22 protein-coding genes and 1 pseudogene are annotated in these 26,321 nt (G+C 38.2%); 9 read left to right on the top strand and 14 right to left on the bottom strand.

What is annotated here, in order from left to right; genetic code table 11:
- Positions 1-2: 2 nt before the first annotated feature.
- The 3 genes from C1726_RS10195 to C1726_RS10185 form a co-directional block, all read right to left on the bottom strand.
- A complete protein-coding gene (locus C1726_RS10195) occupies positions 3-1,820 on the bottom strand; it encodes a polysaccharide biosynthesis protein (protein ID WP_102273039.1) in 1,818 nt (605 codons plus the stop codon).
- A gap of 430 nt (positions 1,821-2,250) precedes the next feature.
- Positions 2,251-3,162: a pseudouridine-5'-phosphate glycosidase gene (locus C1726_RS10190; protein ID WP_102273038.1), complete on the bottom strand. Its 912-nt coding sequence runs from the start codon at positions 3,160-3,162 to the stop codon at positions 2,251-2,253.
- A gap of 17 nt (positions 3,163-3,179) precedes the next feature.
- The gene (locus tag C1726_RS10185; RefSeq protein ID WP_102273037.1) at positions 3,180-4,274 is read right to left on the bottom strand and encodes a carbohydrate kinase; all 1,095 of its coding nucleotides are present in this window, start codon (positions 4,272-4,274) and stop codon (positions 3,180-3,182) included.
- A gap of 173 nt (positions 4,275-4,447) precedes the next feature.
- Here C1726_RS10185 and C1726_RS10180 point away from each other — a divergent pair, with 173 nt between their 5' ends.
- Together C1726_RS10180 and C1726_RS10175 are read left to right on the top strand one after the other, a co-directional pair.
- Positions 4,448-4,864 carry a MarR family winged helix-turn-helix transcriptional regulator gene (locus tag C1726_RS10180; RefSeq protein ID WP_102273036.1) on the top strand — a complete coding sequence of 139 codons (417 nt, stop codon included), beginning with the start codon at positions 4,448-4,450 and terminating at the stop codon, positions 4,862-4,864.
- A gap of 140 nt (positions 4,865-5,004) precedes the next feature.
- Positions 5,005-6,207, top strand: a complete 1,203-nt coding sequence (locus C1726_RS10175; protein ID WP_102273035.1) for an MFS transporter — start codon at positions 5,005-5,007, stop codon at positions 6,205-6,207.
- 346 nt (positions 6,208-6,553) lie between these two features.
- Here C1726_RS10175 and motB read toward each other — a convergent pair whose 3' ends face one another.
- The 3 genes from motB to C1726_RS10160 all read right to left on the bottom strand — a co-directional run bounded on the left by motB (position 6,554) and on the right by C1726_RS10160 (position 8,724).
- Complete coding sequence (gene motB / locus C1726_RS10170) at positions 6,554-7,342, bottom strand: flagellar motor protein MotB (RefSeq protein WP_102273034.1); 789 nt, start codon at positions 7,340-7,342, stop codon at positions 6,554-6,556.
- Positions 7,335-8,129 carry a flagellar motor stator protein MotA gene (motA, locus tag C1726_RS10165; RefSeq protein ID WP_102273033.1) on the bottom strand — a complete coding sequence of 265 codons (795 nt, stop codon included), beginning with the start codon at positions 8,127-8,129 and terminating at the stop codon, positions 7,335-7,337. The genes motB and motA overlap by 8 nt, the downstream gene beginning before the upstream one ends.
- A 382-nt stretch (positions 8,130-8,511) precedes the next feature.
- Positions 8,512-8,724 carry a hypothetical protein gene (locus C1726_RS10160; protein ID WP_102273032.1) on the bottom strand — a complete coding sequence of 71 codons (213 nt, stop codon included), beginning with the start codon at positions 8,722-8,724 and terminating at the stop codon, positions 8,512-8,514.
- 197 nt (positions 8,725-8,921) lie between these two features.
- On the opposite strand from C1726_RS10160, the gene C1726_RS26150 reads away from it, so the two are divergent.
- Positions 8,922-9,098: a hypothetical protein gene (locus C1726_RS26150; RefSeq protein ID WP_180968175.1), complete on the top strand. Its 177-nt coding sequence runs from the start codon at positions 8,922-8,924 to the stop codon at positions 9,096-9,098.
- 42 nt (positions 9,099-9,140) lie between these two features.
- On the opposite strand, the gene hutH is transcribed toward C1726_RS26150, so the two are convergent.
- Both hutH and C1726_RS10150 read right to left on the bottom strand, forming a co-directional pair.
- Complete coding sequence (gene hutH / locus C1726_RS10155) at positions 9,141-10,634, bottom strand: histidine ammonia-lyase (RefSeq protein ID WP_102273031.1); 1,494 nt, start codon at positions 10,632-10,634, stop codon at positions 9,141-9,143.
- Between the two features lie 361 nt (positions 10,635-10,995).
- A complete protein-coding gene (locus C1726_RS10150) occupies positions 10,996-13,185 on the bottom strand; it encodes a DNA topoisomerase III (protein WP_102273030.1) in 2,190 nt (729 codons plus the stop codon).
- A 222-nt stretch (positions 13,186-13,407) separates the two neighbouring features.
- On the opposite strand from C1726_RS10150, the gene C1726_RS10145 reads away from it, so the two are divergent.
- From C1726_RS10145 to C1726_RS10135, 3 genes are all read left to right on the top strand, one after another.
- On the top strand, positions 13,408-14,721 hold the full coding sequence (locus C1726_RS10145) for a short-chain fatty acid transporter (protein WP_102273029.1): 1,314 nt from the start codon (positions 13,408-13,410) through the stop codon (positions 14,719-14,721).
- Positions 14,722-14,838: 117 nt separating this feature from the next.
- Positions 14,839-16,116, top strand: coding sequence for an MDR family MFS transporter (locus tag C1726_RS10140; protein ID WP_102273028.1), 1,278 nt, complete (start codon positions 14,839-14,841; stop codon positions 16,114-16,116).
- A gap of 259 nt (positions 16,117-16,375) precedes the next feature.
- Positions 16,376-17,608, top strand: coding sequence for an aminopeptidase (locus C1726_RS10135; protein WP_102273027.1), 1,233 nt, complete (start codon positions 16,376-16,378; stop codon positions 17,606-17,608).
- A gap of 43 nt (positions 17,609-17,651) precedes the next feature.
- On the opposite strand, the gene C1726_RS10130 is transcribed toward C1726_RS10135, so the two are convergent.
- The 3 genes from C1726_RS10130 to C1726_RS10120 form a co-directional block, all read right to left on the bottom strand.
- Complete coding sequence (locus C1726_RS10130; RefSeq protein WP_102273026.1) at positions 17,652-18,806, bottom strand: hypothetical protein; 1,155 nt, start codon at positions 18,804-18,806, stop codon at positions 17,652-17,654.
- A gap of 133 nt (positions 18,807-18,939) precedes the next feature.
- Complete coding sequence (gene panF, locus C1726_RS10125) at positions 18,940-20,388, bottom strand: sodium/pantothenate symporter (RefSeq protein WP_102273025.1); 1,449 nt, start codon at positions 20,386-20,388, stop codon at positions 18,940-18,942.
- Positions 20,385-20,681, bottom strand: a complete 297-nt coding sequence (locus tag C1726_RS10120; RefSeq protein ID WP_102273024.1) for a YhdT family protein — start codon at positions 20,679-20,681, stop codon at positions 20,385-20,387. The genes panF and C1726_RS10120 overlap by 4 nt, the downstream gene beginning before the upstream one ends.
- A gap of 277 nt (positions 20,682-20,958) precedes the next feature.
- On the opposite strand from C1726_RS10120, the gene mscL reads away from it, so the two are divergent.
- The 3 genes and pseudogenes from mscL to C1726_RS10105 form a co-directional block, all read left to right on the top strand.
- Complete coding sequence (mscL, locus tag C1726_RS10115; RefSeq protein ID WP_102273023.1) at positions 20,959-21,330, top strand: large conductance mechanosensitive channel protein MscL; 372 nt, start codon at positions 20,959-20,961, stop codon at positions 21,328-21,330.
- A 72-nt stretch (positions 21,331-21,402) separates the two neighbouring features.
- Positions 21,403-22,041, top strand: a complete 639-nt coding sequence (locus tag C1726_RS10110; RefSeq protein ID WP_102273022.1) for a Bax inhibitor-1/YccA family protein — start codon at positions 21,403-21,405, stop codon at positions 22,039-22,041.
- 232 nt (positions 22,042-22,273) lie between these two features.
- Positions 22,274-22,711: pseudogene (locus C1726_RS10105) on the top strand (peroxiredoxin-like family protein); the annotation flags it as partial.
- Positions 22,712-22,724: 13 nt separating this feature from the next.
- On the opposite strand, the gene C1726_RS10100 reads toward C1726_RS10105, so the two are convergent.
- From C1726_RS10100 to C1726_RS10090, 3 genes are all read right to left on the bottom strand, one after another.
- Positions 22,725-23,024 carry a hypothetical protein gene (locus tag C1726_RS10100; RefSeq protein ID WP_102273020.1) on the bottom strand — a complete coding sequence of 100 codons (300 nt, stop codon included), beginning with the start codon at positions 23,022-23,024 and terminating at the stop codon, positions 22,725-22,727.
- A 147-nt stretch (positions 23,025-23,171) separates the two neighbouring features.
- A complete protein-coding gene (locus C1726_RS10095) occupies positions 23,172-24,515 on the bottom strand; it encodes a TldD/PmbA family protein (protein ID WP_102273019.1) in 1,344 nt (447 codons plus the stop codon).
- 1 nt (position 24,516) lies between these two features.
- Positions 24,517-25,908 (bottom strand): TldD/PmbA family protein, encoded by a 1,392-nt coding sequence (locus C1726_RS10090; protein ID WP_102273018.1) that lies wholly within the window; start codon positions 25,906-25,908, stop codon positions 24,517-24,519.
- Positions 25,909-26,321 lie beyond the last annotated feature (413 nt).

Genomic DNA, 26,321 nt, shown 5'->3' with positions numbered 1-26,321 from the left:
AGCTAATGAACGACTAACTTTCTCTCACCAGCATAATGATTACTTAGGAAAAGCAGTTTTCCCTTTAAAGTGTCACTATCCATATGTGTATACTCTTCAATTAACTGCATAATCGGATCTGTGCTTTGATTTAAAAATTTCCCAACATATATGTTGGGATACACCTGCTGTTCATGTACTTCATCCGCCTTCAGCAGCTCTTCAAATAATTTTTCACCTGGTCTTATTCCAGTATACTCAATCCCTATTTCTTCAACAGAATGTCCTGATAATCGAATGAGATTTTTGGCAAGATCAACTATTTTTACTGGTTCCCCCATATCTAAAACGAAAATTTCTCCCCCTTTAGCTAATGCTCCTGCTTGAATAACAAGTCTTGATGCTTCAGGTATCGTCATAAAATAACGAATCATTTCAGGATGGGTAACAGTAACTGGTCCCCCTTTTTGAATCTGCTTTTTAAAAAGAGGAATGACACTCCCTCTGCTGCCTAAAACATTGCCAAAACGAACAGCCACAAATTTTGTATTGCTGCTATTCATATGTTGAATAATCATTTCAGCCAATCGTTTTGTTGCCCCCATTACACTTGTGGGATTAACAGCCTTATCAGTAGAAATCATTACGAAAATTCCAACATGATTCCAGCTTGCTGCATTTGCAACATTTAATGTTCCAATTACATTGTTTTTGACTGCTTCTTCTGGATTACATTCCATTAAAGGAACATGTTTGTGTGCTGCTGCATGATAGACAACATTCGGACGATGCTTATTCATAACATGCATCATCTTATCACTGTCCTGAATATCTGCAATTTCCGTACAAAACTCAATGCCCTTATTACCATATGCACCCTCTAACTCCATCTTGATCAAATAAATACTATTTTCACCATGTCCTAATAAAATCAGCTTTTTCGGCTGAAAAAGGGACACTTGCCGACAAATCTCAGAACCGATGGAACCTCCTGCACCTGTAATTAAAATAACTTTATTAGTGATATATTCTGAAACCCCTTCAACATCCAATTCAACAGGTTCTCTTCCTAACAGGTCTTCTACTTGAACATCCCGAAATTGGTTAATCGCAATTTTTCCAGTCATTAAATCCTCAAGCATAGGAATGGTTTGGGTTTTTCGTCTTGTTTTCACACATAGTTGAAATATTTTATTTAATTCTTTGGTATTCAAGGATGGAATCGCTATAACAATATGATCAACTTTGTATTTCTGAACTGCATTCTCTATTTGCTCTCTTCCCCCAATAACAGGAACACCAAGGATATCTAAATGGTGCTTCTTCTTATCATCATCGATAAAACATACAGGCAATAATTCTGCAGTATGATTATGCAATAGCTGTCTGGCTACCATATTTCCTGCAGAACCGGCACCTACGATTAACGTTCTTTTTCGATTATTCATCTCTTTTCTCTTTCTGTTTCTGACAATTCTCCAGCAAAACCTTGATCCACCTATGAGCAATAGATGCAGCATCCAAGTAACAGTAAGTAAACGAAAGTACACAGTCCCATCTATAAAGAATTGAACAGCACCTACTAATAAAACTGATAATGAAATCGTTTTAAAAATAACAATAAGTTCTCCAATACTCGCATACTCCAAGGACTTTTTATAAAGCTTATATCCATAGCTAAATAAATGATATGAAAATAATAAAAAAAAAGCACAAATATATATTGAATGATTTGTACTTTCAAGATTCATATTCGATAAAAAGCTTCCGATAAAAATACCAATAAGTACAATAAATGAGTCAGTAAAGGTTAGGAAAGACAAACGATTTCGATACCCCATCCATATCCCCCTTTCTTCGTATTAAAAGTATTTAACTATAATGTTTTTCTCAAAACATCATAGTTAAATATTTTAATAAATTGGGCATCTAACCCATCCTCACACCACATTCTTGACGACTTGGCGTCTAAGGTTTATTCCAACCCACAATATAGCCGAGTGCCACCATTGATAGAGGTAAGGTGACATCACCTGCCATTGGAAAGAACAAATAATTCTTAATAAAGAACACACGAAGATAAAAAAAGCTATGCCCTTATACATGTACATAGATTTTTTCTACTAATTAATTTATATGTATCATTTTAGTTCATTATAAAGAACATTTCAATGCAAATATTTGTTTTTTTTGCTGGAATAATGAGAAAAGCTAGTCCAGTCTTCTATATAGAAAGATCAGACTAGCCATAATAATAAATGAGACAATTCTCTATTTCTGCAAACTCACCGCAATTTTTGAACCTACTTCAGCATTATGCTTCACTAAAGCAATATTTGCAGTCAAGCTCTTTCCTTCTGTCAGTTCTTTTACTTTGCCTAAAAGGAATGGAGTCACTTTTTTGCCTGCAATATTGTTTTCCTTTCCTTCCTTCAATGCAGATTCAATAACATTTGTAATAAATGCTTCGTCCAGTGCATCTGCTTCTGGAATTGGATTGGCAATAACAAGACCGCCGTTTAATCCTAGCTCCCATTTTGTGCGAATCGTTGCAGCTGCTTCTTCTACAGTGTCTACCCGGTAATTAACGCTGAATGGGCTAGTGCGCGTAAAGAACGCAGGAAGCGTATCTGTTTCAAATCCAACAACAGGAACACCATGTGTTTCAAGATATTCTAATGTTAGTCCAAGATCGAGGATAGACTTGGCACCTGCGCATACAACTGCTACATTTGTTTGGGCAAGCTCCTGCAGATCCGCAGAAATATCCATTGTCGTATCTGCTTCTCGGTGAACACCGCCGATTCCTCCCGTAACAAAAACTTCAATTCCTGCAAGCTGTGCACAAATCATTGTGGAGGCAACCGTTGTCGCTCCGTTTTTCTTATTGGCAATCAAATAAGGAAGGTCTCTGCGGCTTGCTTTTTCGATATCTTTGCTTGTACCTAAAAACTCAAGATCCTCGTCTGAAAGACCAATTTTAATTTTTCCATTAATGATCGCAATAGTAGCTGGCACCGCTCCATTTTTGCGGATAATATCTTCTACTTCCTTAGCCGTTTCAACGTTTTGCGGGTAGGGCATTCCGTGTGAAATGATTGTCGATTCTAATGCAACAATTGGTTTATTTGCTTTCTTTGCTTCTTGTACCTCGGCAGAGTATTCTAAATAGTTTTCGATCATGATGTCATAGCTCCTTATTAAAAGTATTTTTTAAATGTTTCTTGTAATCGAATATGATTCAATGTGGGATTCACTGTTTCATGCGACTGAAGCGTCAGGATGGAACAGGCAATCCCAATCTTACACGCATCTTCTGTGTTTACCCCTTTTAAGTGAGCAAACATAATTCCAGCAACAAGTGAGTCCCCAGCACCAGTCACATCTTCTACGCTCACTTTTGGCGGAAGCACAACACCTGCTTCACCCTTTTTTGTAAAATAGATTAACCCCTTATCACCGCGAGTGATAACAACCTTTTCTACTCCTTTTCCCATGATTATCTCAGCTGCCTTGAAAAAATCACCTTCAGCTTTTATCTTCATCTCTGATAAGGCTTCCGCCTCATCTTTATTAGCGATTAGCCAAGTAACTCCTTGGAGATTCTGTGGAAGCTTCTTAACCTTGGGAGAAGATACAGGTGTAATGCAAAGCGGAATATTTTCTTCCTCACAACGGCTAATCACCTGCTTTAGCACGTTATCTGGAAAATTCGTATCCATGACAACCATTGCCGAAGATGCAATATATCCCCATCTCTTTTCAATAAAATCAAGCTCAACGGAGTCATATATTGCCATATCCGCTAATGCAACGGCCATTTCCCCCTCATTATCCAATATAGCCGTATACGTGCCAGTCGCCGCATTCGGTGATATTTGAGACGGGCTAATGTCAACAAATGACTTCGTATAATCAAGCAGCCATTCGCCCTCATGATCCTCTCCAACAACGGTCATAAGCGCGACATCACAGCCAAGTCTTCCTAGGTTCTCTGCAATGTTTCTTGCCACTCCCCCACAAGATTGGGAGCTTTCAGCAGGATTGGATGTACCAAGCTGGAGGCTGCTTAGTGATTGAATTTTCCTATCAACATTTGATCCCCCAATAGAGACAATATCCTTTCTCTTTGGAAGAACATAGGCTCTGCCAAGCAGTTTTCCTTCTTTCGTCAGAGAGGAAATATATCCTGCTACAGCAGATCTTGATAGCTGTGTTTTCTCAGCCAATTCAATTTGTGAAATAAATGGGTTCGCTTTTATAAGCTGCAATATTAGTGATTCTTTTTCATTCATCGTTAGCTCAGCCCTATCATTCTTAAACTTATGTCTATATTATAAACATATGTTTTGAGGAAAAGCAATATTTTTATTCCTTCATGTAACAAAGCGTTTTCAAATAAAAAACTAGACAATTTTAGAGCAGAAGAATATACTTAGCTAGGTAACTACTTTATCTAGGTGATTTTATGAACGAAAATCAAAGTAAATTCTTTCATTCCATAAACCAATTCACTCGTCACTTTTCTAAATCATTAAACGAGGTGCTTGTCCCTTTAGGCTTATATTCCGCTCAATGGACCATTATCTATCTTCTAAAAACTAACGGACCAGCAACTCAAAAGGATTTATCCCTTTACTTAGGTGTTGAAGCCCCAACCATGACACGTACTTTAGCAAGATTAGAGCTGGCAGGCTGGATTTCAAAAGTGCCTGGAACAGATAAACGGGAGAAAAAGATCAATCTGACAAACGCATCCATCCAAAAATATGAAGTTTGGCTTGCAGCGGTACGGTCATGTGAGAAAAATATATTAAAAAATGTTAGTGACGAAGAAATCAGCACAATGATGGAAGTTATTGGAAGAATGAATGGAAATCTTTAAGTTTGCTTGGCTCTGATAAGATCTTTAGCAATCGGCTCCTCGCCGATTGCTTCTTTGTCCTCGTCTAACCCCTGCTTCAAGCTAACATTCACTCTCAATAAACATCTAGTTATCAAACTTACTTTTTCACGGAGGTCATCATGAAGAAACAACCATTATGGACAAAGGACTTTCTAGGAGTTTCCTTTATTAGTTTATTTTTATTTCTCGTATTTTATATTTTGCTTACGACATTGCCAATTTATGTATTAGATGAATTACACGGAAATGAAACGCAAGTAGGATTGATTGTTGCTGTATTTTTAATCGCAGCCGTTTTATGCCGCCCATTTACAGGAAAATGGATTGACTCGATCGGACGAAAAAAAATCCTGCTCTCTTCCGTTATTATCTTTTCCGTCTCAAGTTTTTTATACGTATGGACAGACTCTATTCCACTGCTGCTTGGACTCAGGTTCTTACATGGAATCGGTTTTGGCATGGCAACAACTGCAACTGGAGCGATCATAGCTGATATTGTTCCGAATGAAAGAAAAGGGGAAGGACTTGGCTATTATGCTTTATTTATGAATTTGGCGATGGTCATTGGTCCGTTTGCAGGTTTAACGATTATTCAGATATCAAGCTTTACGCTTCTCTTTATCGTGTGCACTATCTTAGCGTTCTTTGCACTCCTATTGTCATTTATTGTCCGTATTCCAGAGGCTTCAATTCCTGAGGAAACGGTACATTCCACATTTTCGATTGGCAGCTTCTTCGAAAAAAATGCTATTTCAGTATCCATTGTAGGCGGAATTTTAGCTCTTGCTTATTCAGGAATCCTTTCATTTATTTCTGTTTATGCAAAGGAATTAGGACTGTTTAAGGCAGCAAGCTTTTTCTTTGTCGTTTATGCTGTTGCCATTCTGATATCAAGACCATTTACGGGGAGATGGTTTGACCTGTATGGAGAAAATAAAATTGTCTACCCATCCATTATTTTGTTTGCTGCTGGAATGGTCCTGCTAAGTCAGGCAAATAGCACCTTCCTATTCCTATTTTCTGCAGCTATTATTGGACTAGGCTACGGAAGTCTTTCACCAAGTTTGCAAACTGTTGCCATCAAAAATTCAGTCCCTTCAAAAAGGGGATTAGCAACATCCACATTTTTTACATTTTTTGATTCAGGTATTGGAATTGGTTCTTACGCTCTAGGTGTTATCGCAGTATATACGGATCTATCCACTTTATATTTAGTTCTTGCTGTTGTTGTCCTTCTTGCTTTACTTGCATATTATTTTCTTCATGGCAAGAGATCAACGAGAGAGAATCTGCTTCATTCGGAAGCTGATATTTCATTATGAGGAAAGAGCCCTTTTAAGGGTTCTTTTTTTGTCAATGTTAAATTGCGTATATTTTCTGAATATTTGTTGTATTTTTCGTGAACTTTAGAATATAATGTAAATAATATATTTACAGTGTTTAGGAGGATTTATATGACATTTATTTGGATATTGAATTTTATCATCCCTATTGTTTCATTATTTGGTCTGGGAATTCTAATCGATCATATGACAAAACCAGATAAAGCGGCTAAGCAGGAGATTAATGAATAATCCTTTCATATTTTAGGATGCAGTATATTAGCAGTTTTCCTTATACATTCAAAATTAATGAATGTATATTCTAATCAGCCAAAAAAAGCCAAACCTATTCAGGTTCAGCTTCTGTTCTTGGCAAGATTAAAATCTCTACCCTTCTATTTTTTGCTTTTCCTTGAACTGTATCATTAGAAACGACAGGCTGGAATTCACCAAAGCCTTTCGCACTAAACATCCTTGGATCGAGTTCATCATTTTTTAAAATAATTTTCATAAAATTAATTGCCCGCATAACACTTAGTTCCCAGTTCGAATCAAAAGGAGCGTTTCCGATTGGAACATTGTCCGTATGTCCGCTAATAATAATATTTCGTGGCGGATCCATGACAAGCAGTTCAGCTATTTCGTTTGCAATCTTTAAATCCTCAGGCCTAACATCCGCACTTCCTGGTGCAAATAACACATTATCCCTTATAGAAACCATTAACCCTTCACCAGTTAAAGAGGTTTGCAGTTTCCCTGCTAAATGATTCTCTTCAATATATTTGTTAACTTTCTCTTGGATAGCTTCTAATTCTTCCTGATCTACTTTTTGGAGCAGCTTTTTATCAATCTTCAGCCCATTCGGATCTTCAGCTTCTGTATCCTCTGTCTCTTCATCAGCCTGCATTTGTCCTTCAGGCAATGGACTTGGGAATTCCATCATCCCAGTTCCCCCAGTAAGTGCACTGCTGAACGCTTTTGAAATCGCCTGAAACTTAACAGCATCGATAGAACTTGAAGCAAATAAGACAATAAATAAGGCTAGCAATAAAGTTAGGAGATCAGAATAAGGAAGCAGCCAAGATTCATCCACATGTCCTTCTTCATGATTCTTTTTCTTTTTACGTTTACTCATCCTTCTTCACGCTGCTTTCTTCAAGAAATTTCTTTCTATCCCCAACAGGTAAATATGATGCTAATTTTTGCTCAATCACTCTTGGCGCTTCACCTTCCAAGACAGATAATACACCTTCAATCATCATTGATTTAAGCTTCACTTCTTGCTTTGATTTACGTTTTAGCTTATTAGCAAATGGGTGCCAAAGTACATATCCAGTGAAAATCCCTAGTAAGGTTGCAACGAAAGCCGCACTGATCGCATGCCCTAAAGCATCTGTATCACTCATATCCTTTAATGCAGCAATCAAACCTACAACGGCACCTAAAACTCCTAAAGTTGGAGCATATGTTCCAGCTTGTGTAAAAATCAGCGCACCTGCTGAATGTCTTTCTTCCATTGCCTCAATTTCTTCGCTTAGAACATCACGTATGTAATCAGCGCTCTGTCCATCTACAGCAAGTGACAGACCATTTTTGAGAAAGGGGTCATCTATTTCGCTTGTTTTTGCTTCAAGAGCCAGCAGCCCTTCTTTTCTTGCCAATTGTGCCCACTCAGAAATCATTTTGATTAGATCGATCGGATCCATTTGCTTTTTTTCCTTAAAAATAACGCCAAATAACTTGGGCACTCGCTTGATTTCACTAGTTGGGAACGCAATAATTACAGTTGCTGCTGTCCCCGCAAGGATAATTAGGATTGCCGCTGGGTTTGCTAATGCATGCAGGTCGACTCCTTTTAAAACCATCCCTACCCCTACAGCTATGAATCCTAATATTAATCCAATTAACGATGTTTTATCCATATGTCCTCACCTATTTCTATTAATCTATGAATGATTTTTCCGAACAAAATTGTGTTGCTTACTCCATGATAATATTAAATGATTTCTTATTTCTTATTTCGACAAAATTCTTATAAGCTTTAGGTGAAATTACATATTTAATTTTTTTCATTTATATTATGTATTTAAATAAAGGACAATAAGAAATGCGCAAGCGCCTTGGTCATTGCCATACAAACGCTGAAGAGTCGGTTCTCTCGATAAAGAAAAACGGTGAGCAAGAGCGAGCCGATGTTGACTTATCGCAGGGAGGGAACCTGAAGGTTGATAGGGGATAAGAAGCTAAGCTTGACAATAATATAAAAAGCAGGGACTAATCATCCCTGCTTTCTCCATTCATTAATTAGAACCAGCAGCATCTTCTTCTGCAGCAGTGTCTATTGTTGTCTTCAGCACCTGCTACATTTCCTCTTCTGCAATGATGACCATTATTATTATTATCTTCCGCACCCATCACAAAAACTCGGTTGGCACGAATAATAACTTGGTCAGCATTTAGAACGGGTCTATTGTTATTGTTGTTATCGTGGTTATTTCTATTACAATTTCTGCACATAAAGTTCCCCTCCTTCCCATTCAGTTACTATAGAATATGTAATCAATAAATAATCGAATGGACAAACGTACCAGGAAAGGACATATTTCTTAAATAATGCTATTACCTAGTCTACCTTATAAAAAAAAGTAATCTGCAAATTTATTCTACATAGGTTTTTCAATTATGGGGAAGCTACTTGAAGATAAAGGAAAGGGGTGTTTATTATCGCACGCGGTGAACATTTTAATCATAAAAAGAAAAACCATCCAGGAAATTTCCCTGACATTGCCGAAACTGAAAAACGTGCGTCAACAGAAGCACAGGAGGATGAAGAATTTCTTGTTGTTCAGGAAGCCTTCAAAAATCGTGTCGAGGAAGAGGAAGATAGATAAAATTAGAAAAGAGGGTCTAATCCACTTAGACCCTCTTTCACATTACATTGATTCTATTTTTACATCCTTAAGCCATTCCGAGCATGCTGCAATATCCTTTGAAAAGATACGATCCTTAGTAATGGAAGGAACAATCTTTCGTGCCTCTTCATAAAAGCGCTTTGTTTTAGTTGCCATATTCTCGATTCCTCTGTACTCTACAGCCTGAAGTGCACAGATTAGTTCGATTGCAAGGACATTATTCACATTCTGAATAATTTGATACGCATGTCTCGAACCAATTGTACCCATGCTCACATGATCCTCTTGGTTTGCCGAGGAGGGAATGGAATCCACACTTGCCGGATGGGCTAATGTTTTATTTTCAGACACTAGGGCCGCAGCAGCATATTGAAGAATCATTGCCCCTGATTGAAGACCAGGCTCTGGGCTCAAAAATGGCGGCAAATCACTAAGCTGCGGATTAACAAGACGCTCAAGTCTGCGCTCAGAAATATTAGCAAGTTCCGCAACAGCTATCTTCATAAAATCCATTGCAAGGGCAATTGGCTGCCCATGAAAGTTTCCGCCTGAAATGACATGATCCCCATCATCAAAAATGAGCGGGTTATCCGTTGCGGCATTCATTTCAATTTCTAGCTTTTCTTTTACATAATCAAGTGCCTGCCATGACGCCCCATGAACTTGAGGAATACAGCGGATGGAATATGCATCCTGCACACGAATATCTCCTTGTTTCGTAATTAAAGCACTCCCTGATAAGTATTCTCGGATTCTCCTAGCCGTATCAACTTGCTGTTTATAGCCTCTTGCTAAGTGAATTTTCTCATCAAAAGCATCAATAATGCCATTCAAGCCTTCCATCGTAACCGCAGCAATTAGTTCACTTTGATAGGCAAGCTTCTCTGCCTCCAGATATCCAACAACCCCCATAGCAGTCATTGCCTGTGTCCCATTAATTAAGGCAAGTCCTTCTTTCGCTTCTAATGTAAGAGGCTCAAGTCCTTCTTCTGAAAGAACTTCATGAGAAGACCTTCTTTCTTCTTTATAAAAAACTTCACCCTCTCCTACTAATACGAGTGCAAGATGAGATAACGGTGCAAGATCTCCACTTGCACCAAGGGAACCTTGCTGCGGAATCACTGGATGTATCCCTTTATTCACTAAATCAAGCAAACGCTCAATAATAATTGGGCGTGCACCTGAAAATCCTTTCAGCAGCGCATTTGCCCGTAAAAGCACCATAGCGCGAGAAACAAGTTCAGGGAACGGTTCCCCCACTCCACATGCATGAGAGCGAATAAGATTAAGCTGAAGATCGTTTACATCATTCGGATGAATGAGAACATCACTAAATTTTCCAAATCCAGTATTAATTCCGTATACTACTCTCTCTTCATTTACAATTCTTTTTACAGCATCATGACTCTTTCTAACAGCATCCATGCTTTCCTCAGATGCAGAAACCGTTTCGTTATTAAATAAAACCTTTCTTACTTCCTCCAATGTTAACGTGTTTCCAGATAAAATAACCATTTCCTTCCTCCTCAATACATTAGTGAGATAAAGAAAAGGCTGTACTTCAAACAAGCGTTTGAAATACAGCCTTTTTTGTATGAACGAGCTATTAATTGACAAGTCATAGCAATCATTCCAATCGAAAATTTTCCGAATATAATTAATTTTACGTTTAGAATTTATGAATTGTCAATGAATAATTGTAAAATTTTAACAAGTTAGATTATTAGATTATTAGTAGGGTAAAGTAATAAATACGTTCAAGCTTAACTCCCCTAAACCAAATATATAAATGTCGGTCTGTCTAATTTCAACTTCACGGGTTTTACTTCGTACATAAAGGCTTGCTCAATTAATCAGACCGACCATTTATTTTTCCTTAATCAAATTTTAACCCTTTTAATGCCTCAGCTAATGCATTATTAATCGGTTCTTCTTGTTTATCTTGCTGTTTTAAATATTTTTGCACAGTCCGTTTATCTGCTTTATTGCCAGATTCCCTATTACGGCGAGCTTGGAATGCCGATAGCTTTTCACGATACCCACAAACACAAGCAAAAATTTGGCCTTCTCCCTCCCCACGGAGCTCCATCTTTTTCTTACATTGCGGACAGCGTGCATTTGTTACACGTGCAACATTTTTTCGGTGTCCGCATTCCCGGTCTTGGCACACAAGCATTTTGCCTTTTTTGCCGTTCACTTCAAGCATTGGCTTTCCACAGTCCGGGCAACTCTTTGTAGAAATGTTGTCATGCTTGTATTTTTTATTACTTGATTTAATTTCTGATACAATTTCTTTCGTATATTTTTTCATTTCGCCAATAAAGACTTCTTTTTTTAGCTTCCCTGCTGCGATGGCTTCCAGCTTTTGCTCCCACTCAGCTGTTAGACTAGGCGATTTTAGCTCTTCAGGCACTAAATCCAATAGCTGCCGGCCTTTAGATGTAATATGAATATCTTTGCCGCACTTTTCGATTAAGAATGAATTGAATAACTTATCAATAATATCAGCCCGGGTTGCAACAGTCCCTAGACCACCGGTTGATTTTAACGTTTCTGCTAACTTTTTATCTTCTGTTTCCATATACTTTGCTGGATTTTCCATCGCCGAAAGTAACGTTGCCTCATTAAAACGTGCAGGGGGCTTCGTTTGACCTGATGTTTGAGCAATTAATTTTACATGTAATGTATCGCCTTTTTCGATGCGGGGCAAAAGCTGTTCCTTCAAATCATCTGCAGCATCATCATCTTCAAAGCGATTTTCGTATACTTCCTTCCAGCCAAGCGATAAAATTGTTTTTCCTCTAGCAGCAAAGTACTCCTCACCAATTTTCGCACGAAGGGTTAATTGTTCATACTCAAAGGCTGGGAACAATACTGCTAAGAATCGTTTAACAACTAAATCATAAATTTTGCGTTCTTTATCAGTGAAGGCTGAAAAATTCACGTAGCTTTCTGTTGGAATGATAGCATGGTGATCAGAAACCTTGCTGTCATCAACAAATGATTTAGAAGCTTTTATCGGTTTAGATAAGATTTTATTTGCTAGTGTCCGATATTCCCCGATTCCACATGCTTTTAAACGTTCTGCGATTGTTCCAACGATATCGGAAGAAATATATCGTGAATCCGTCCGTGGATAAGTTAGAACCTTATGCTGCTCATAAAGCTTTTGCATAATATTTAACGTTTCCTTTGCAGAATATCCAAAAATTTTATTTGCATCACGCTGCAGCTCTGTTAAATCATAAAGTCCTGGAGCGTATGACTTCTTCGGCTTTTTTTCCATTTCTGTCACAATGGCATTTTTGCTGCCTAATTTCTTCACAATTAAATCGACTTTCTCTTTATCAAAGCTGCGGCTGTTCCCTTTTACATCTTGCCAAGTCAGCTTTAATTGATTGGCTGTTTGGGCTTCAATGCCATAATAGGTTTTTGCCTTAAAATTCTTAATTTCATCCTCACGCGCAGCAATAATTGCTACAGTCGGTGTTTGTACACGTCCACAATTTAGCTGTGCATTGAACCTTGTTGTTAAAGCACGTGTTGCATTCAAACCGATATACCAGTCTGCCTCTGAACGTGCAACAGCCGAAGCATATAAATTGTCGTAAGACTTACCAGGCTTTAAGTTAGCGAAGCCTGCTTTAATCGCTTTATCTGTAACAGAGGAAATCCATAGACGTTTCAGCGGTTTATTGACTTTTACTTTATCAATAATCCAGCGTGCAACTAACTCTCCTTCTCTTCCTGCGTCTGTAGCTACAATGATTTCATTAACATCCTTTCTAGTCAGCTGACTTTTAACAGCTTGAAACTGTTTCCCCGTCTGCTTAATCACCGTTAATTTCAAACGCTCAGGGAGCATCGGAAGATCCTCTAAATTCCATGTTTTATATTTCACATCGTAGCTCTCTGGGTCGGCAAGTGTAACTAGATGACCAAGTGCCCAAGTAACGATATATTTATCACCCTCAAGATATCCATTTCCTTTTTTATTACAATTCATCACACGTGCAATATCACGTGCAACTGAAGGCTTTTCAGCAATTACAACACTTTTTGCCATATTTAAAACATCCTTTCAAATTTCCGTAAGTTAAATATAGCATACGTCCTTAATGGATTCAGTAATTCTGAATTTATACGTTTTTTTATGAAAGCAATGAGTAATTTCTATCATATTGAAGTTCAGCTTCTAAATGAACAATATCCCCTCTTTTTCTTTTTTGTCATAAATAGCTCGTCTCCTTTCATAGCATGTACTAATTTAATGAAGGAGAGTGATAATATGTTAAATAGAATTGCAGACCGCTTTTCAAAGCTTGCTGAAAGATACCTCCCTGATGCGTTTGTCATTGCCGTATTAATGACCCTTCTAGTTTTTGTCCTCGGATTCTTTATGAAGCCATCTGAACCTGTAGAACTTTTCAAATCATTTGGTGATGGATTCTGGGTCTATCTAGCCTTTACGATGCAAATGGTTCTCCTATTAATGACCGGAATGGCTTTAGCTTCTGTACCTATTGTTGAAAAAATGCTAGCGTTTCTTGCATCTAAGGCAAAAACGGCCAATCAAGCTTATGTCATGACCTTTCTTGTATCATCAGCAGCCTATTATATTAACTGGGGACTCGCTGTTGTTGTTGGAGCCATAATTGCCCGTGAATTAGGCAAAAGGAATAAAAAAGCTCACTTCCCTCTATTAGTTGCAGCTGCCTATACCCCAACTGCCCTTTACACAGCAGGCTTATCAAGTTCAATTGGCTTGACCGTCGCTACTAAAGGGCACTTCCTAGAAAATGTTATGGGAGTCATTCCAACTTCCGAAACCATCTTTCATCCCGGCACAATTATTATTTTCCTCGCCCTATTAATTACACTTCCTATTTTCATTGTACTTATGGCACCTAAAAAAGGCATCATTTCCTATTCTTCTCAGTCAAAAAAAGAAGAAACTGAGATTCAAAATGAAATAGAATCCACTCCTGCTGAACGATTAGAAAATACTTCGTTTTTAGGCATTATAACCGGATTAATTGGGATGGTTTATGTTGTTTATGAATTTATTAATGGAAGAGACCTCGATTTAAATATCATTAATATTCTCTTTCTATCACTTGGACTTATTCTCCATAAATCACTTGGACAATATGCAAAGGCATTTAAAGAGGCAGGGACAGCAATATCCCCAATTATTCTTCAGTTTCCTTTCTACGCAGGAATCATTGCCGTATTAGGCAGTTCAGGACTGGCAGAGTCCATTATTAATGGCATGGCATCTATTGCAAGTAAAGATACATTTGATATCTTTACTTATTGGACTGCAGGTCTCGTTAACATTCTTGCCCCTTCTGGCGGAGGCCAATGGGCGCTGCAAGGTCCGCTTCAAGTTCCGGCAGGCATTCAGCTCGGTGTCGATCCTGCGATTACCGCCATGGCTGTTGGCTGGGGGGACGCATGGACAAATTTAATTCAGCCTTTCTGGGCACTGCCAATTTTAGCTGTAGTTGGCCTTCATATTCGTCACATCATGGGTTACTGTATTTTATTAAGTATTTGGGTTGGGATCTTAACTACTGTCCTTATGTTCTTTGTGTACTAATTATCTTTCATCCAATTTGAATGTTTTGACTCCTTGCTTTTTTCAAATATTTCTTGTTTTTTCCTCAAAATTGGTAGTATGATAGCGTTATTCTAAAAAGGAAATTGAGGAAACAGCATGAGAATTAGAGAGTGGGATTCAAATTTAAAGGTTCGATTATTTGGGGAAGCCGCTTTAAATATTGCCTTTTGGATGTTCTTTCCGTTTTTAACCATTTATTTTGCTGGTGAATTCGGGAAAGACAAAGCTGGCTTGATGCTTATTTTTTCACAAGTATTTTCAGTATTAGCTAACTTAATGGGCGGGTATTTCGCTGATCGCTTTGGGCGTAAAACGATGATGGTTCTTTCAGCTTTCGGGCAGGGGATATGCTATCTTGTTTTTGCCCTAGCTAGTTCTCCATGGCTAAACTCCCCATGGATTGGGTTTATCTGCTTTGCACTTGTCGGTGTCTTCAGCTCATTCTATTGGCCAGCAAGCCAAGCAATGGTTGCTGATGTTGTAGAGGAAAAGGACCGCAGCCATGTGTTCGCTATTTTCTATACATCTATTAATATAGCAGTTGTCGTCGGTCCGATTTTAGGTGCCATTTTTTATACAGATTATCGCTATCAGCTGCTTCTTGCGGCAGGGATTATCTGTATGGTTCTTTCAGGACTTCTTGCCAAAATGACGCGTGAAACAGTTCCAGAACAAACTGGAACTCCCCAAGAAAATAAGAAATGGCACAAGGTTTTAATCGATCAAATTAGGGATTACGGCATTATCTTTCGGGATAAAACGTTTCTGCTTTTTATTATAGCCGGTGTTTTAGCAGCACAGACATTTATGCAGCTCGATCTTCTGCTCCCTGTCTATATGAAAGAATTTGTACAAAATCAGACATTGCTTCAATTTGGGGATTGGTCATTTACTGTTCATGGAGAGCAGGCATTTGGCATCCTGCTTTCTGAAAATGGCTTTCTAGTTGCGTTGTTTACAGTAGTCGTTACAAAAATGATGATGAAGTATAGAGAGAGAAATGTTTTTGTTTTATCCTCTTTAACCTATGCACTAGCTATTTTTATGATTGGTCAAACAAACTGGATTTGGGGATTAATTTTTGCGATGGCACTCTTTACTCTAGGTGAATTAATGGCCGCAGGCATTCAGCAGAGTTTTGTTTCAAAAATTGCCCCTGATCATATGAGAGGACAATATTTTGCAGCAGCAAGCCTTCGCTTTACGATCGGCAAAACCATTGCACCGATTTCAATCCCTCTAACTGTATGGATTGGCTATGACTGGACATTTGTAATATTAGCTGCACTTGCCTTATTAAGTGCATTCCTATATTGGGTCATGTTTGCTTTATCTGACAAAACTGGAGTTTCCCCAACAAAGGAATCTGTGTAAGATTCCTTTGTTTTGATTAGTGAAGCTGACTCATTATGGAAAGTGACCTGTATATTTCAAAAGTGACCTGTATTTCTACCAAAGTGGCCCGTATTTTTCGAAAGTGGTCGATATATCTACTAAAGTAGCCTGTATTTTTTCTAAACAAGAAAATATAATACAATAAGCATAGAAAACAGTCGAAATAGAGTATTTTGTTTCTTTTTTACTATAAAAACGCTACAATGTTAATGAAGATTCTGAAAAAGGAGATTGCATAATGAGTGACTTTCAAAAAAACTTAGAAAAATATGCTGAGCTTGCGGTAAAAGTTGGTGTAAATATTCAAAAAGGGCAAACACTTGTCGTTAACACGACACTTGATGCAGCTGAGTTCGTCCGTCTTGTCGTAAAAAAAGCGTATGAGTCCGGTGCACATAATGTAGTTGTAAACTGGAGCGATGATGCTGTTTCCCGCACAAAATACGAGCTTGCACCTGATGAGGCTTTCACTGAATATCCAGAATGGCGTGCAAAAGAAGTTGAAGAGCTTGCTGAAAATGGAGCAGCATTCATGTCTGTTGTTTCTGCTAGCCCAGACTTGTTTAAAGGAATTAATTCCGAACGCATTGCGAACTTCCAAAAAGCAGCAGGGAAAGCATTATCAAAATACAGAAAAATGATGATGGCTGACAAAGTCAGCTGGACAGTTATCGCTGCTCCATCACCTGGATGGGCTGACAAGGTTTTCCCTGACGCACCTGCAGAGGAAAGAGTTCAAATGCTATGGGATGCAATCTTTAAAGCTACCCATACAAATGTTGAAAATCCCGTTCAATCATGGAAAAACCATGATGAAACTCTTCATGAAAAAGTAAATTATTTAAACAATAAACGGTATAGGAAGCTTCACTATACTGCCCCAGGAACAGACTTAACAATCGAGCTTCCTGACAAGCACCTATGGTGTGGTGCTGGAAGCATCAATGAAAAAGGACATGAATTCATGGCAAACATGCCGACCGAGGAAGTATTCACCGTTCCTTTAAGAACAGGTGTAAACGGAACGGTTTCAAGCACAAAGCCTCTAAGCTATGGAGGCAATATCATTGATCGCTTTACACTCACATTTGAAAATGGCCGCATTGTCGATGTGAAAGCAGAAGAAGGCGAAGAAATCCTTAAGCAGCTTGTCGAAACAGATGAAGGCTCACATTATCTTGGAGAAGTGGCACTTGTCCCTTTCAACTCGCCAATTTCCCAATCCAATCTACTATTCTACAACACATTATTTGACGAAAATGCTTCTAACCACCTTGCCATCGGCAGTGCGTATGCATTTTGTTTAGAAGGCGGCAAGCAAATGTCCAGTGACGAACTGAAGGAACATGGATTAAACGATAGCTTAACACATGTCGACTTCATGATCGGCTCAGCTGAAATGGATATTGACGGCATTACTGCTGACGGCAAAGCCGAGCCTGTCTTCCGTAATGGGGATTGGGCATTTTAATAAGCACACATAAAGATCATGCGGATTTCCCCCGCATGATTTTTTATTTTTTCCGCAAATACATCTGATCAACTTTCCCATCTTTATCTGTCAAAATTTCAATGCTATATTTATCTGCCAAGTAAACAGCAAGTTTTCCATCATTCTTATTTTTCTCTTGCGCAGGGACTCCAAACAATTTTTTTACATTTGCCAATGTCGTTTTAAGCCGTTCCCCTGGGATTGACACGGCGTTAACGATTCCTGTTGCCTCTTCAAAATAATAGGTAATTTCCGGATATGATACAAATGGAACACCATCCCCATCTATCCCCTCATATAAGTAATTCGCATCTGATTTTTTTATATTGGAAATGCTCGTTCCAATCGGATATGGACTTCCTAATGGAATTCCTTGCTTTGCTTTTTCAAGTACTTCACTAGTAAGTTCTATATTTAAGTATGGAAAAAAGTATTCGCTTTTTTCACACCAGCGCTTGTACCACTTCTCCCCTTCTTGGGCTTCCACACGTGTTTCATCATGCTTAAATAGGATCATTGATTCTTTATCAAATCCCCATGTTGTGAATATCCAATCTTCCCTATCTACTAAATGGGCGGTTTGAATGAACTTCTGGTTGATTGCTTTTATTTTGGTGCCAGCAATTGGCAGCATGTCCTCATTTTGTTGAGCCTCTTTAATTTCTCCATCATCTATAAAATAGAAGTTGGGGTGAGATTCTGTATCAATCACTGCTATCACCGTATTTTTCCCTAAATTTAATGGATATGCCTGAACAGCAGAGGAACTAAAAGTTAATTCTCCTTTTTGATCCAACACTTCCTGTTTATACGCGACCGTTGAATCCTTTTCTGCCAAATACATGGAATAATGACCTGTATACAATTGTTCCCCTTTATTGGCACTATCCGAAGGAGCCTCATTCAATCGGCTTTTCTCATCATCGGCAAAGATAAAGACATTGTATTCAAATTCGTCAGCAACTGCTTCAAATTGATAGAGTGCTTTTTCCTTCAGCCAAATTGTCTCCTTCTTTTCTTTTCCGTTTTTATCTACTGCTATTTTTTTATCATTTAATTGCTGGTTTTGTTTTTTTATATCAATATTTTCTATTTTCATTGTTGTATCAAGTTTCTGTGAACAAGCTGCCAAGCCGGCAAGCATGAATAAAGATAGTATATATATAAAATTTTTCATTGAATTCTCCCTAGTATGTCAATCACTATGTTAAGAGTGTAACAAAAGAGCAAGGAATCTACAAATCTCCCAATTTTCTAAAATAAACTAAAAAAGAGTGCAAAATCAATGCAGATTTCACACTCTTTTTATATTAGGATAAAAGGCTTACTTGGTTTGTTTCCTTTTTCCCAGACAATAAACTAACTATAATAAACGCGATCAATGATAAAATTATCGGTAGGGTGACCGTATGCATACCGAAAGGATTAGGAAAATAAAGGTGAATAATGATATATGAACCCGTACCAACCAACATCGATGTAATTGCCCCATATTTATTTCCTCTTTGCCAATAAAGCCCAAGGACAACTGGCCAAATAAATGCTGCCTCTAAACCGCCAAAAGAAAATAGATTTAACCATATGAGCAAATCTGGGGGACTAATTGCCATTAAGAAAACAAGAATTCCTAACACAGTTGTTACACCAAAGCTCATTTTTTTTATGGTTCCTTCACTTGCATTTGGCTTAATATAGTTAATATATACATCCTTTACAACCGCAGAGCTTACAAGAAGCAGGAGAGAATCTACTGTTGACATGATCGCTGCCATCGGAGCTGCCAAGACCACTCCAGCAAGCCATGGCGGCAATACTTTTAGAGCAACTAATGGCATAACTGAATCTCCAACCTCAATACCAGGCATTATTGGCCGGGCAAAAACACCTATTAAGTGCATACCGAGCATAATAGATCCTACAACAATTGTTCCGATAATTATTGCCCGATGCATTGCTTTTGAGTTTTTATAAGACATAGCACGGACTGTTACTTGCGGCAATCCAACAACACCAACACCAACTAGAATCCAAAATGAGGAGACATAGAGCGGTGTCAACCCCCCATCAAATCCATAAGGAGTAATTAAATTCGGATTTTCAGCAGCCAAATCGCTTATAATCTTTGGAATTCCACCACCTGCAATAATAACAGCGATAAGAAGAATAAGCGTACCAATAAACATGATTGCACCTTGAACAGCATCTGTTAAGGCAACTGCACGAAATCCCCCAATAACAACATAAACCATAACAGAAATGGCAAATATAAATAGAGCCGAAATATAGCTAATGCCGGTTAGTGATTCAATAAGTCTTGCCCCGCCGACCCATTGGGCAGCCATTGCCGAAAATAAAAAGATAATAATACTAAAAGCTGACAGCAGTACGACCCACTTGCTTTTATAACGTTCCTTTAAAAAGTCAATTAAAGTAACCGCCTGATATCTTCTTGCCATGATGGCAAATTTTTTCCCTAGGACCATGAGCACAAAATAGCCTGTAACAACTTGTGACATGGCCAGTAGCACCCAGCCAAGACCTTGCGTATAAGCCACACCAGGACCGCCAATAAAGCTGCTCGCACTTCCATATGTCGCCATCATTGTCATTGCTAATATAAAACCGCCAAGCTCTCTTCCTCCAAGAAAGTATTCCTGAAGAAAAGAATTGGAGGAATTCATTTTTTTGCTTGCCCAAAAACCAATAATAAAAATAAGTACTAAAAATATAATGATTGGGGTAATCACTTGCCAATTCATTTTGTTTCGGCCTCCCCTTCTGCATCCTCATCAAAAGAAACATCTTTAAAGAATAGTTTTACTGCTAAAATGACTAAAACGGCCATAACAATAAAGCCTGCTACACAGCTATAAAAAAACCAAGCAGGCAAGCCGAAAATATATCGATAGTTTTCCACACTTCCTGATCCAAGAGGTCCATATGCAAAGCCAAACCACCAGGCAAAATTAAAAAGTACAAGGCCAATCCCGATCCAAGCTTCCTTAACAGCAACTTTAAATCGAGGATCCTTCCGCTGTTTGTTTTTATTCATTTTATCCTCCTAAAGTTTTCTACTTTTAGTATTGTAAAGAAACCTCTAAATATTTCATAGTCAAAAATATAATAGTGATAAATGACTGAATATTCATACTAATAATTACACGATACCCAAACATTCGCAACAAATTCTTTTATAATAGGTCATTTTTCACACGATAACACCTTGCAGTAATTTCCAAAATTTAATAATTAATTCCTTTTCAACTGGCTTCCTTCACTTACACATAGTATAATTACGATAATTTTTTAAAGAAAGGTGCATCTCATCCATGTGGAATGAATTTAAAAAGTTCGCATTGAAAGGAAATGTTCTAGATCTTGCAGTTGGAGTCATCATTGGGGCTGCCTTTGGCAAAATTGTTTCATCACTTGTTGATGATATTATTATGCCGCTAGTTGGGTTGTTCGTTGGCGGAGTGGATTTTTCAAAACTGGCAATAACAGTCGGAGACGCTAAGATAAAATATGGCTCGTTTATTCAGACAGTAGTCGACTTCCTTATCATTGCTTTCTCTATTTTTATCTTTATAAAAATCATTAATAAGCGCTTTAAAAAGAAAGAGGAAGCTCAAACGGCACCAAAAGTGGACAAGAAAGAGGAGCTTTTAACGGAAATAAGAGATTTATTAAAGGAACAGTAACTTTTTTGAAACCATTTTTAACAATTCACGTATATAAACTATAGTTAAATTATTATGAGGAGAAATGTAACTATGTATGCACAACAAACAACTAATCCATATTTGCCATCAGTTTTAAGAACTTTTGCGATTTCTTTAGCCATTGCCTTTGCTGGTACAATGGCAGGTGTTTTTGTTCCACCCGCCATGTTTTTGCCGCTTATGATTCTTGAAATTGGGATGCTGATTTTCGCGTTCATTATTCGCCGCAAGAAAGCAATGTCTTATTCGTTCTTATTTGCATTTACATTTATTTCTGGTATCACCACCTACCCAATCGTTTCACATTACTTAGCGACGATAGGTCCAAATCCGGTTTTACTGGCTCTTGCTACTACAACAACGGTATTTACTGGTCTTGCCATTTACGCATCTGCAACAAAGCGTGATTTATCTTTCTTAGGCGGAATGTTAATGGCCGCGCTGCTAGCTCTGATTGCCATTTCAATCTTCAGTCTATTTTGGCCGCTAAGCTCTACTGGAATGCTGGCTTTCTCCTTCATTGGCGTACTGGTATTTAGCGGATATGTTTTGTATGATTTTAACCGGATGAAGCATTACGGAGTATCAGCTGAGGAAGTTCCTTTAATGGCTCTTAATCTTTATCTAGATTTTATTAACTTGTTTATAAATATTTTACGTATTTTCGGAATTCTAGGTAGCAGAGACTAAGCAGGAGTTTAACTCCTGTTTTTTTATTGCTTTTATCTCCTAAGTCTGATTACTTTATTGTTTATATCACTCCAGATATAATATAAAAACCACATATAAAAAGGTGGGAAACTAGTTGAATTTTCTTTTAGAAACACAGGAGACTAATAAGAACATTACACTGCAAACCGTTATTAATCATCAATACACAATGGTTGTCTTTGTCCGCCATCTTGGTTGACCTGTTTGCCGTCAATATCTTGCGCAGTTGCGTGAGCGAATATATGAAATAACAGAAAAAGGGTTTCAGGTTGTTGTCATTGCACCTTCCAAAGGAACATTTATTAAGCAATTCCTTGATGAATTTGGTCCATATCCTTTCCCAATTCTAGGAGATCCGTCTAGAGAGGCATACAAAGAAATGGGCCATAAAACGATGCCGAAATGGAAACTGCTGGCAAAGGCTGGCTTCGGCTTTATTACCGGACAAGTAAAAGGATTTATTCCTTCTGATCAGAAGCAGAAAGAGTTTGTAATGAAATCAATGAAAACCCAAGATGTTTACATACAAGGCGGCACTTGGCTATTTTCTCCACATGGGAAAATTCTCTGGAACCATATTGATGAATCTCCAGAAAATCATGCGAAAATTGATGATGTGTTAGTGAAAATGAACCACATAAAAAAATAAACGGGTAAAAAAGTTAATCATACTTTTTTACCCGTTTTTTCATTTCCTGATATTTACTAATAAATTCAGACGGTTCTGCTTTAACATGATAGGAAAATAATCCTCTATTTGTGTGAAGATAGAAGAAACCATTTTCAGAGCTTGATGCCCTATAGGAAATATCCCAGATTTCACCAAGAAGAAATTCATTTAAATGGGAAATAATTTTATCATCCGCTAGAAGCAGCTGCTCTTCTTTTTCTTGATAATATTGTTTATTCCAATCAATCGAACGTGACACAATTATATAAGGAAGAGAAGCAATAATCTTCACAGAGAACCTCCAAATTTCTTTACTGAATCCATTGAAACATAAATCACATCTGTGAACAAATATAATAATCAATATGCGTATAGATGCTAAAAACACAGCTAGTCAAAAAAAGGCATACCACTTTATCGTGAGTATGCCCTTATCAGTCTATTCTACAGTTACAGCCAATTCTTTAATCAGCAATGATGGAGAACCAACATTCGACATCGAAAACTCTAAGTCGGAGCCGATCGCTTCAATATTTTTTAAAAGCTCAAAGAAGTTCCCGGCAATCGTCATCTGCTTCACTGTGTTTTGCACTTTTCCATCCTTCACTAAAAATCCATTAGCGGCTAGAGAAAAGTCTCCAGAAACCGTGTCTGCTCCAGAATGCAAGCCTGCTAAATCAGTAATAAGGATCCCTTCATTAACCCCAGCTGTTAGCTCTTCCATGCTCTTATTAGACGGTACCACATATAAATTCGTTGGAGACACAGTTAAGTTGCCTTTATAGGAAGATTTATATGCATTTCCGGTTGACTCAACTCCAGCAATGCCTGCTGTTTTTCGATTATGAAGCAGGGTGACAAGCTTGCCATCCTTTACAATCGCTTTTTTCATTGTTGCGACACCTTCACTGTCAAAGCTTCTGCTTAATAGACCATCTTCAAAAAATGGATCATCAACCATTTGAAGAGCCGAAACAGCAATTGTTTCTCCTTCCTTTCCATTTAACAAGGATCTTCCCTTTTGAGCGTTCTCAGCTGAAAAAATCTCTGAATAGGTTTGGAAAAGTGCCCCAGCAGCATCGTTTCGCAATAATACCGGGTAGTGTTTACTCTCAGCCGTTTGAGCATTCAGCTTTGAGAGAGCTTCCTCCACTGCATACTTGGCAATTTCCTTTGGGGCAAAAGCAGAAAAGTCCTTGGTTGCCTTCACATAAACTCCAGTTTTTGTTTCGTCCCCCTGCTTCACCACAACAGAAATAATCATACCGATATAATTCTGCCTCTCATTCAATGAAAGACCTTTATTATTACTAATGTATCTCTCTGATTCGGCACTTTCCAGAATAAAGTAATTTGTGCCTGCTACTCTTTCATCGTAAGCATATATATGTTTCTCGATTTCTTTTAAAAGCTCAATTTTTTCTGGAACAGTTACCTTTGCAAGTTTATCGGAATAATAGCTTCCTTCCTTGTATTCCTTACTTCCCGCAAAAATCTCTTCTTGAACTTCCTCTTCAATTAATTGCGCATTTTCTTTTGCACTTTCTATGAGAAATAATATGGAATCCTCATCTAATTTCTCTGTAAAAGCATAGCCCATTTTTCCATTGAAAAGCCCGCGGAATGAACTCCCGGCAATTTCAGAAGTTTCATAGGAGTCGATTTCGCCCTTAAACAACCCACATTTAAACTTTTCTTCGCGTTCAAAATAAAGCTCCATATCCGTAAAGCCATGCTCCTCACCCATACCAAAAAGCTTCTGTTGAAATTCTTGGATATTCATTCTACTCCCCCTCTCTACTTCCGCCAACGGTCATTTCACTGACTCGAATCATCGGCTGACCTACATTTACAGGAATGCTTCCACTTAACGAGCCACACATCCCCGCACCATGTCCTAAATTGTTTCCAACCATATCAACGAGTTGTAATGTTTCGGCGCCATTCCCAACAAGCGTCGCTCCTTTAAGAGGCTTACCGATCTTCCCGTCCTTTACAAGATAAGCTTCCATTACTGCAAAGTTATAATCCCCTGTTGCCGGATTCACGGAACCGCCACCCATATATTTTGTATAGATGCCATGCTCGGTATTGGAGATAATTTCTTCAGGTGAAGATTTTCCTTCTGCAATGTACGTGTTCGTCATTCTCGAAGTTGGGGCAAATCGGTAGGACTGCCGTCTTCCTGATCCTGTCGATTCCATTCCCATTCTGCGGCCGTTAAATTTATCGATTAAATACCCCTTCAAAATGCCATTTTCAATTAATACATTTTTGCGCACTTTTTCTCCTTCATCATCGATTGTGATCGATCCCCACTCATTGGCAATTGTGCCATCATCAATGTATGTAACAACTTCCGAGGCCACTTTTTCACCAATCCGATTGGCAAAAACTGAATTGTTCTTTGCTACAGATGTCGCTTCCAGTCCATGACCGCATGCCTCATGAAAAATAACTCCGCCAAATTCATTATCAATAATGACTGGGAATTTTCCGCTCGGACAAGGATCAGCCCCAAGCATCGTTACCGCAATCCTCGAAGCTTCATTTGCATAATGTTCCAGATTTAAGTTCTCAAAAAACTCAAATCCCTTATGAGCACCTGGACCATAGAAGCCTGGCTGCATTTGTTTCCCGTCTGAAGCGATTGATTGAATGGCCAGTCTGCTTCTAACCCTTTTATCTTCAATAAATTTTCCTTCACTATTCGCAATTAAAACATTTTGTTCTTCATCTAGATAACGTACAAGCACTTGCTCAATGCTTGAATGATAGTTTTTGGCAATCTCGTATGCCTTTTTCATTACACTTACTTTACGAGTTTTCTCTGTTTCCCTCGGATGAATAGCAATGGGATGAGCACAAGTTACGATTTCCTTTTGTAGTGGCTGTGGTTGAATAATTGTCTCTCCTGAAATAGCATGTGCCGCATTTCTTGCTGCCTTTAGTAAACCCTCTTTCGAGCCATCAGTTGTATAGGTGTACACACTTTGAAGTCCCTTAAATACACGAATGCCAATTCCGAAATCTCTGCCTGATAAGCTATTTTCGATTTTTCCTCCTTGCAGAGTAAGATTATTCGTATAACGGTCCTCAAGAAAGACTTCAGAAAAGTCTCCCCCAGTTGCTAATGCCGCTGTAAGGACATCTTCAATCACTGATTTTGCAAGCATATGGCCCCTCCTTATAGTTAATTACTTTTTTCTAACTATTCAAATTATACAGGTAAATCCCTTTTCTTACTAATAAAATACGTCCATCATCAATCGTTACCGGAATCATGTAAAAAAACGATCTACGGGAACGATTAGCTATTAATCGTTACCTCATTCTTTTAAAAAAATAATCTGCGGGAACGATTAGCTATTAATCGTTACCTCATTCTTGTAAAAAAGCGATCTACGGGAACGATTAGCGGTTTATCGTTACCTCATTCTTGTAATAAAACTATCTGCGGGAACGATTAGCTATTAATCGTTACCCCATTCTTTTAAAAAAATAATCTGCGGGAACGATTAGCTATTAATCGTTACCTCATTCTTGTAAAAAAGCGATCTACGGGAACGATTAGCGGTTTATCGTTACC

Origin of the sequence: Cytobacillus massiliigabonensis (assembly GCF_900199725.1) — a bacterium.
GTDB classification, from domain to species: Bacteria; Bacillota; Bacilli; order Bacillales; family Cytobacillaceae; genus Cytobacillus; species Cytobacillus massiliigabonensis.
The sequence above is the reverse complement of the archived record's forward strand: the minus strand, read 5'-3'. Positions and strand labels throughout refer to the sequence as shown.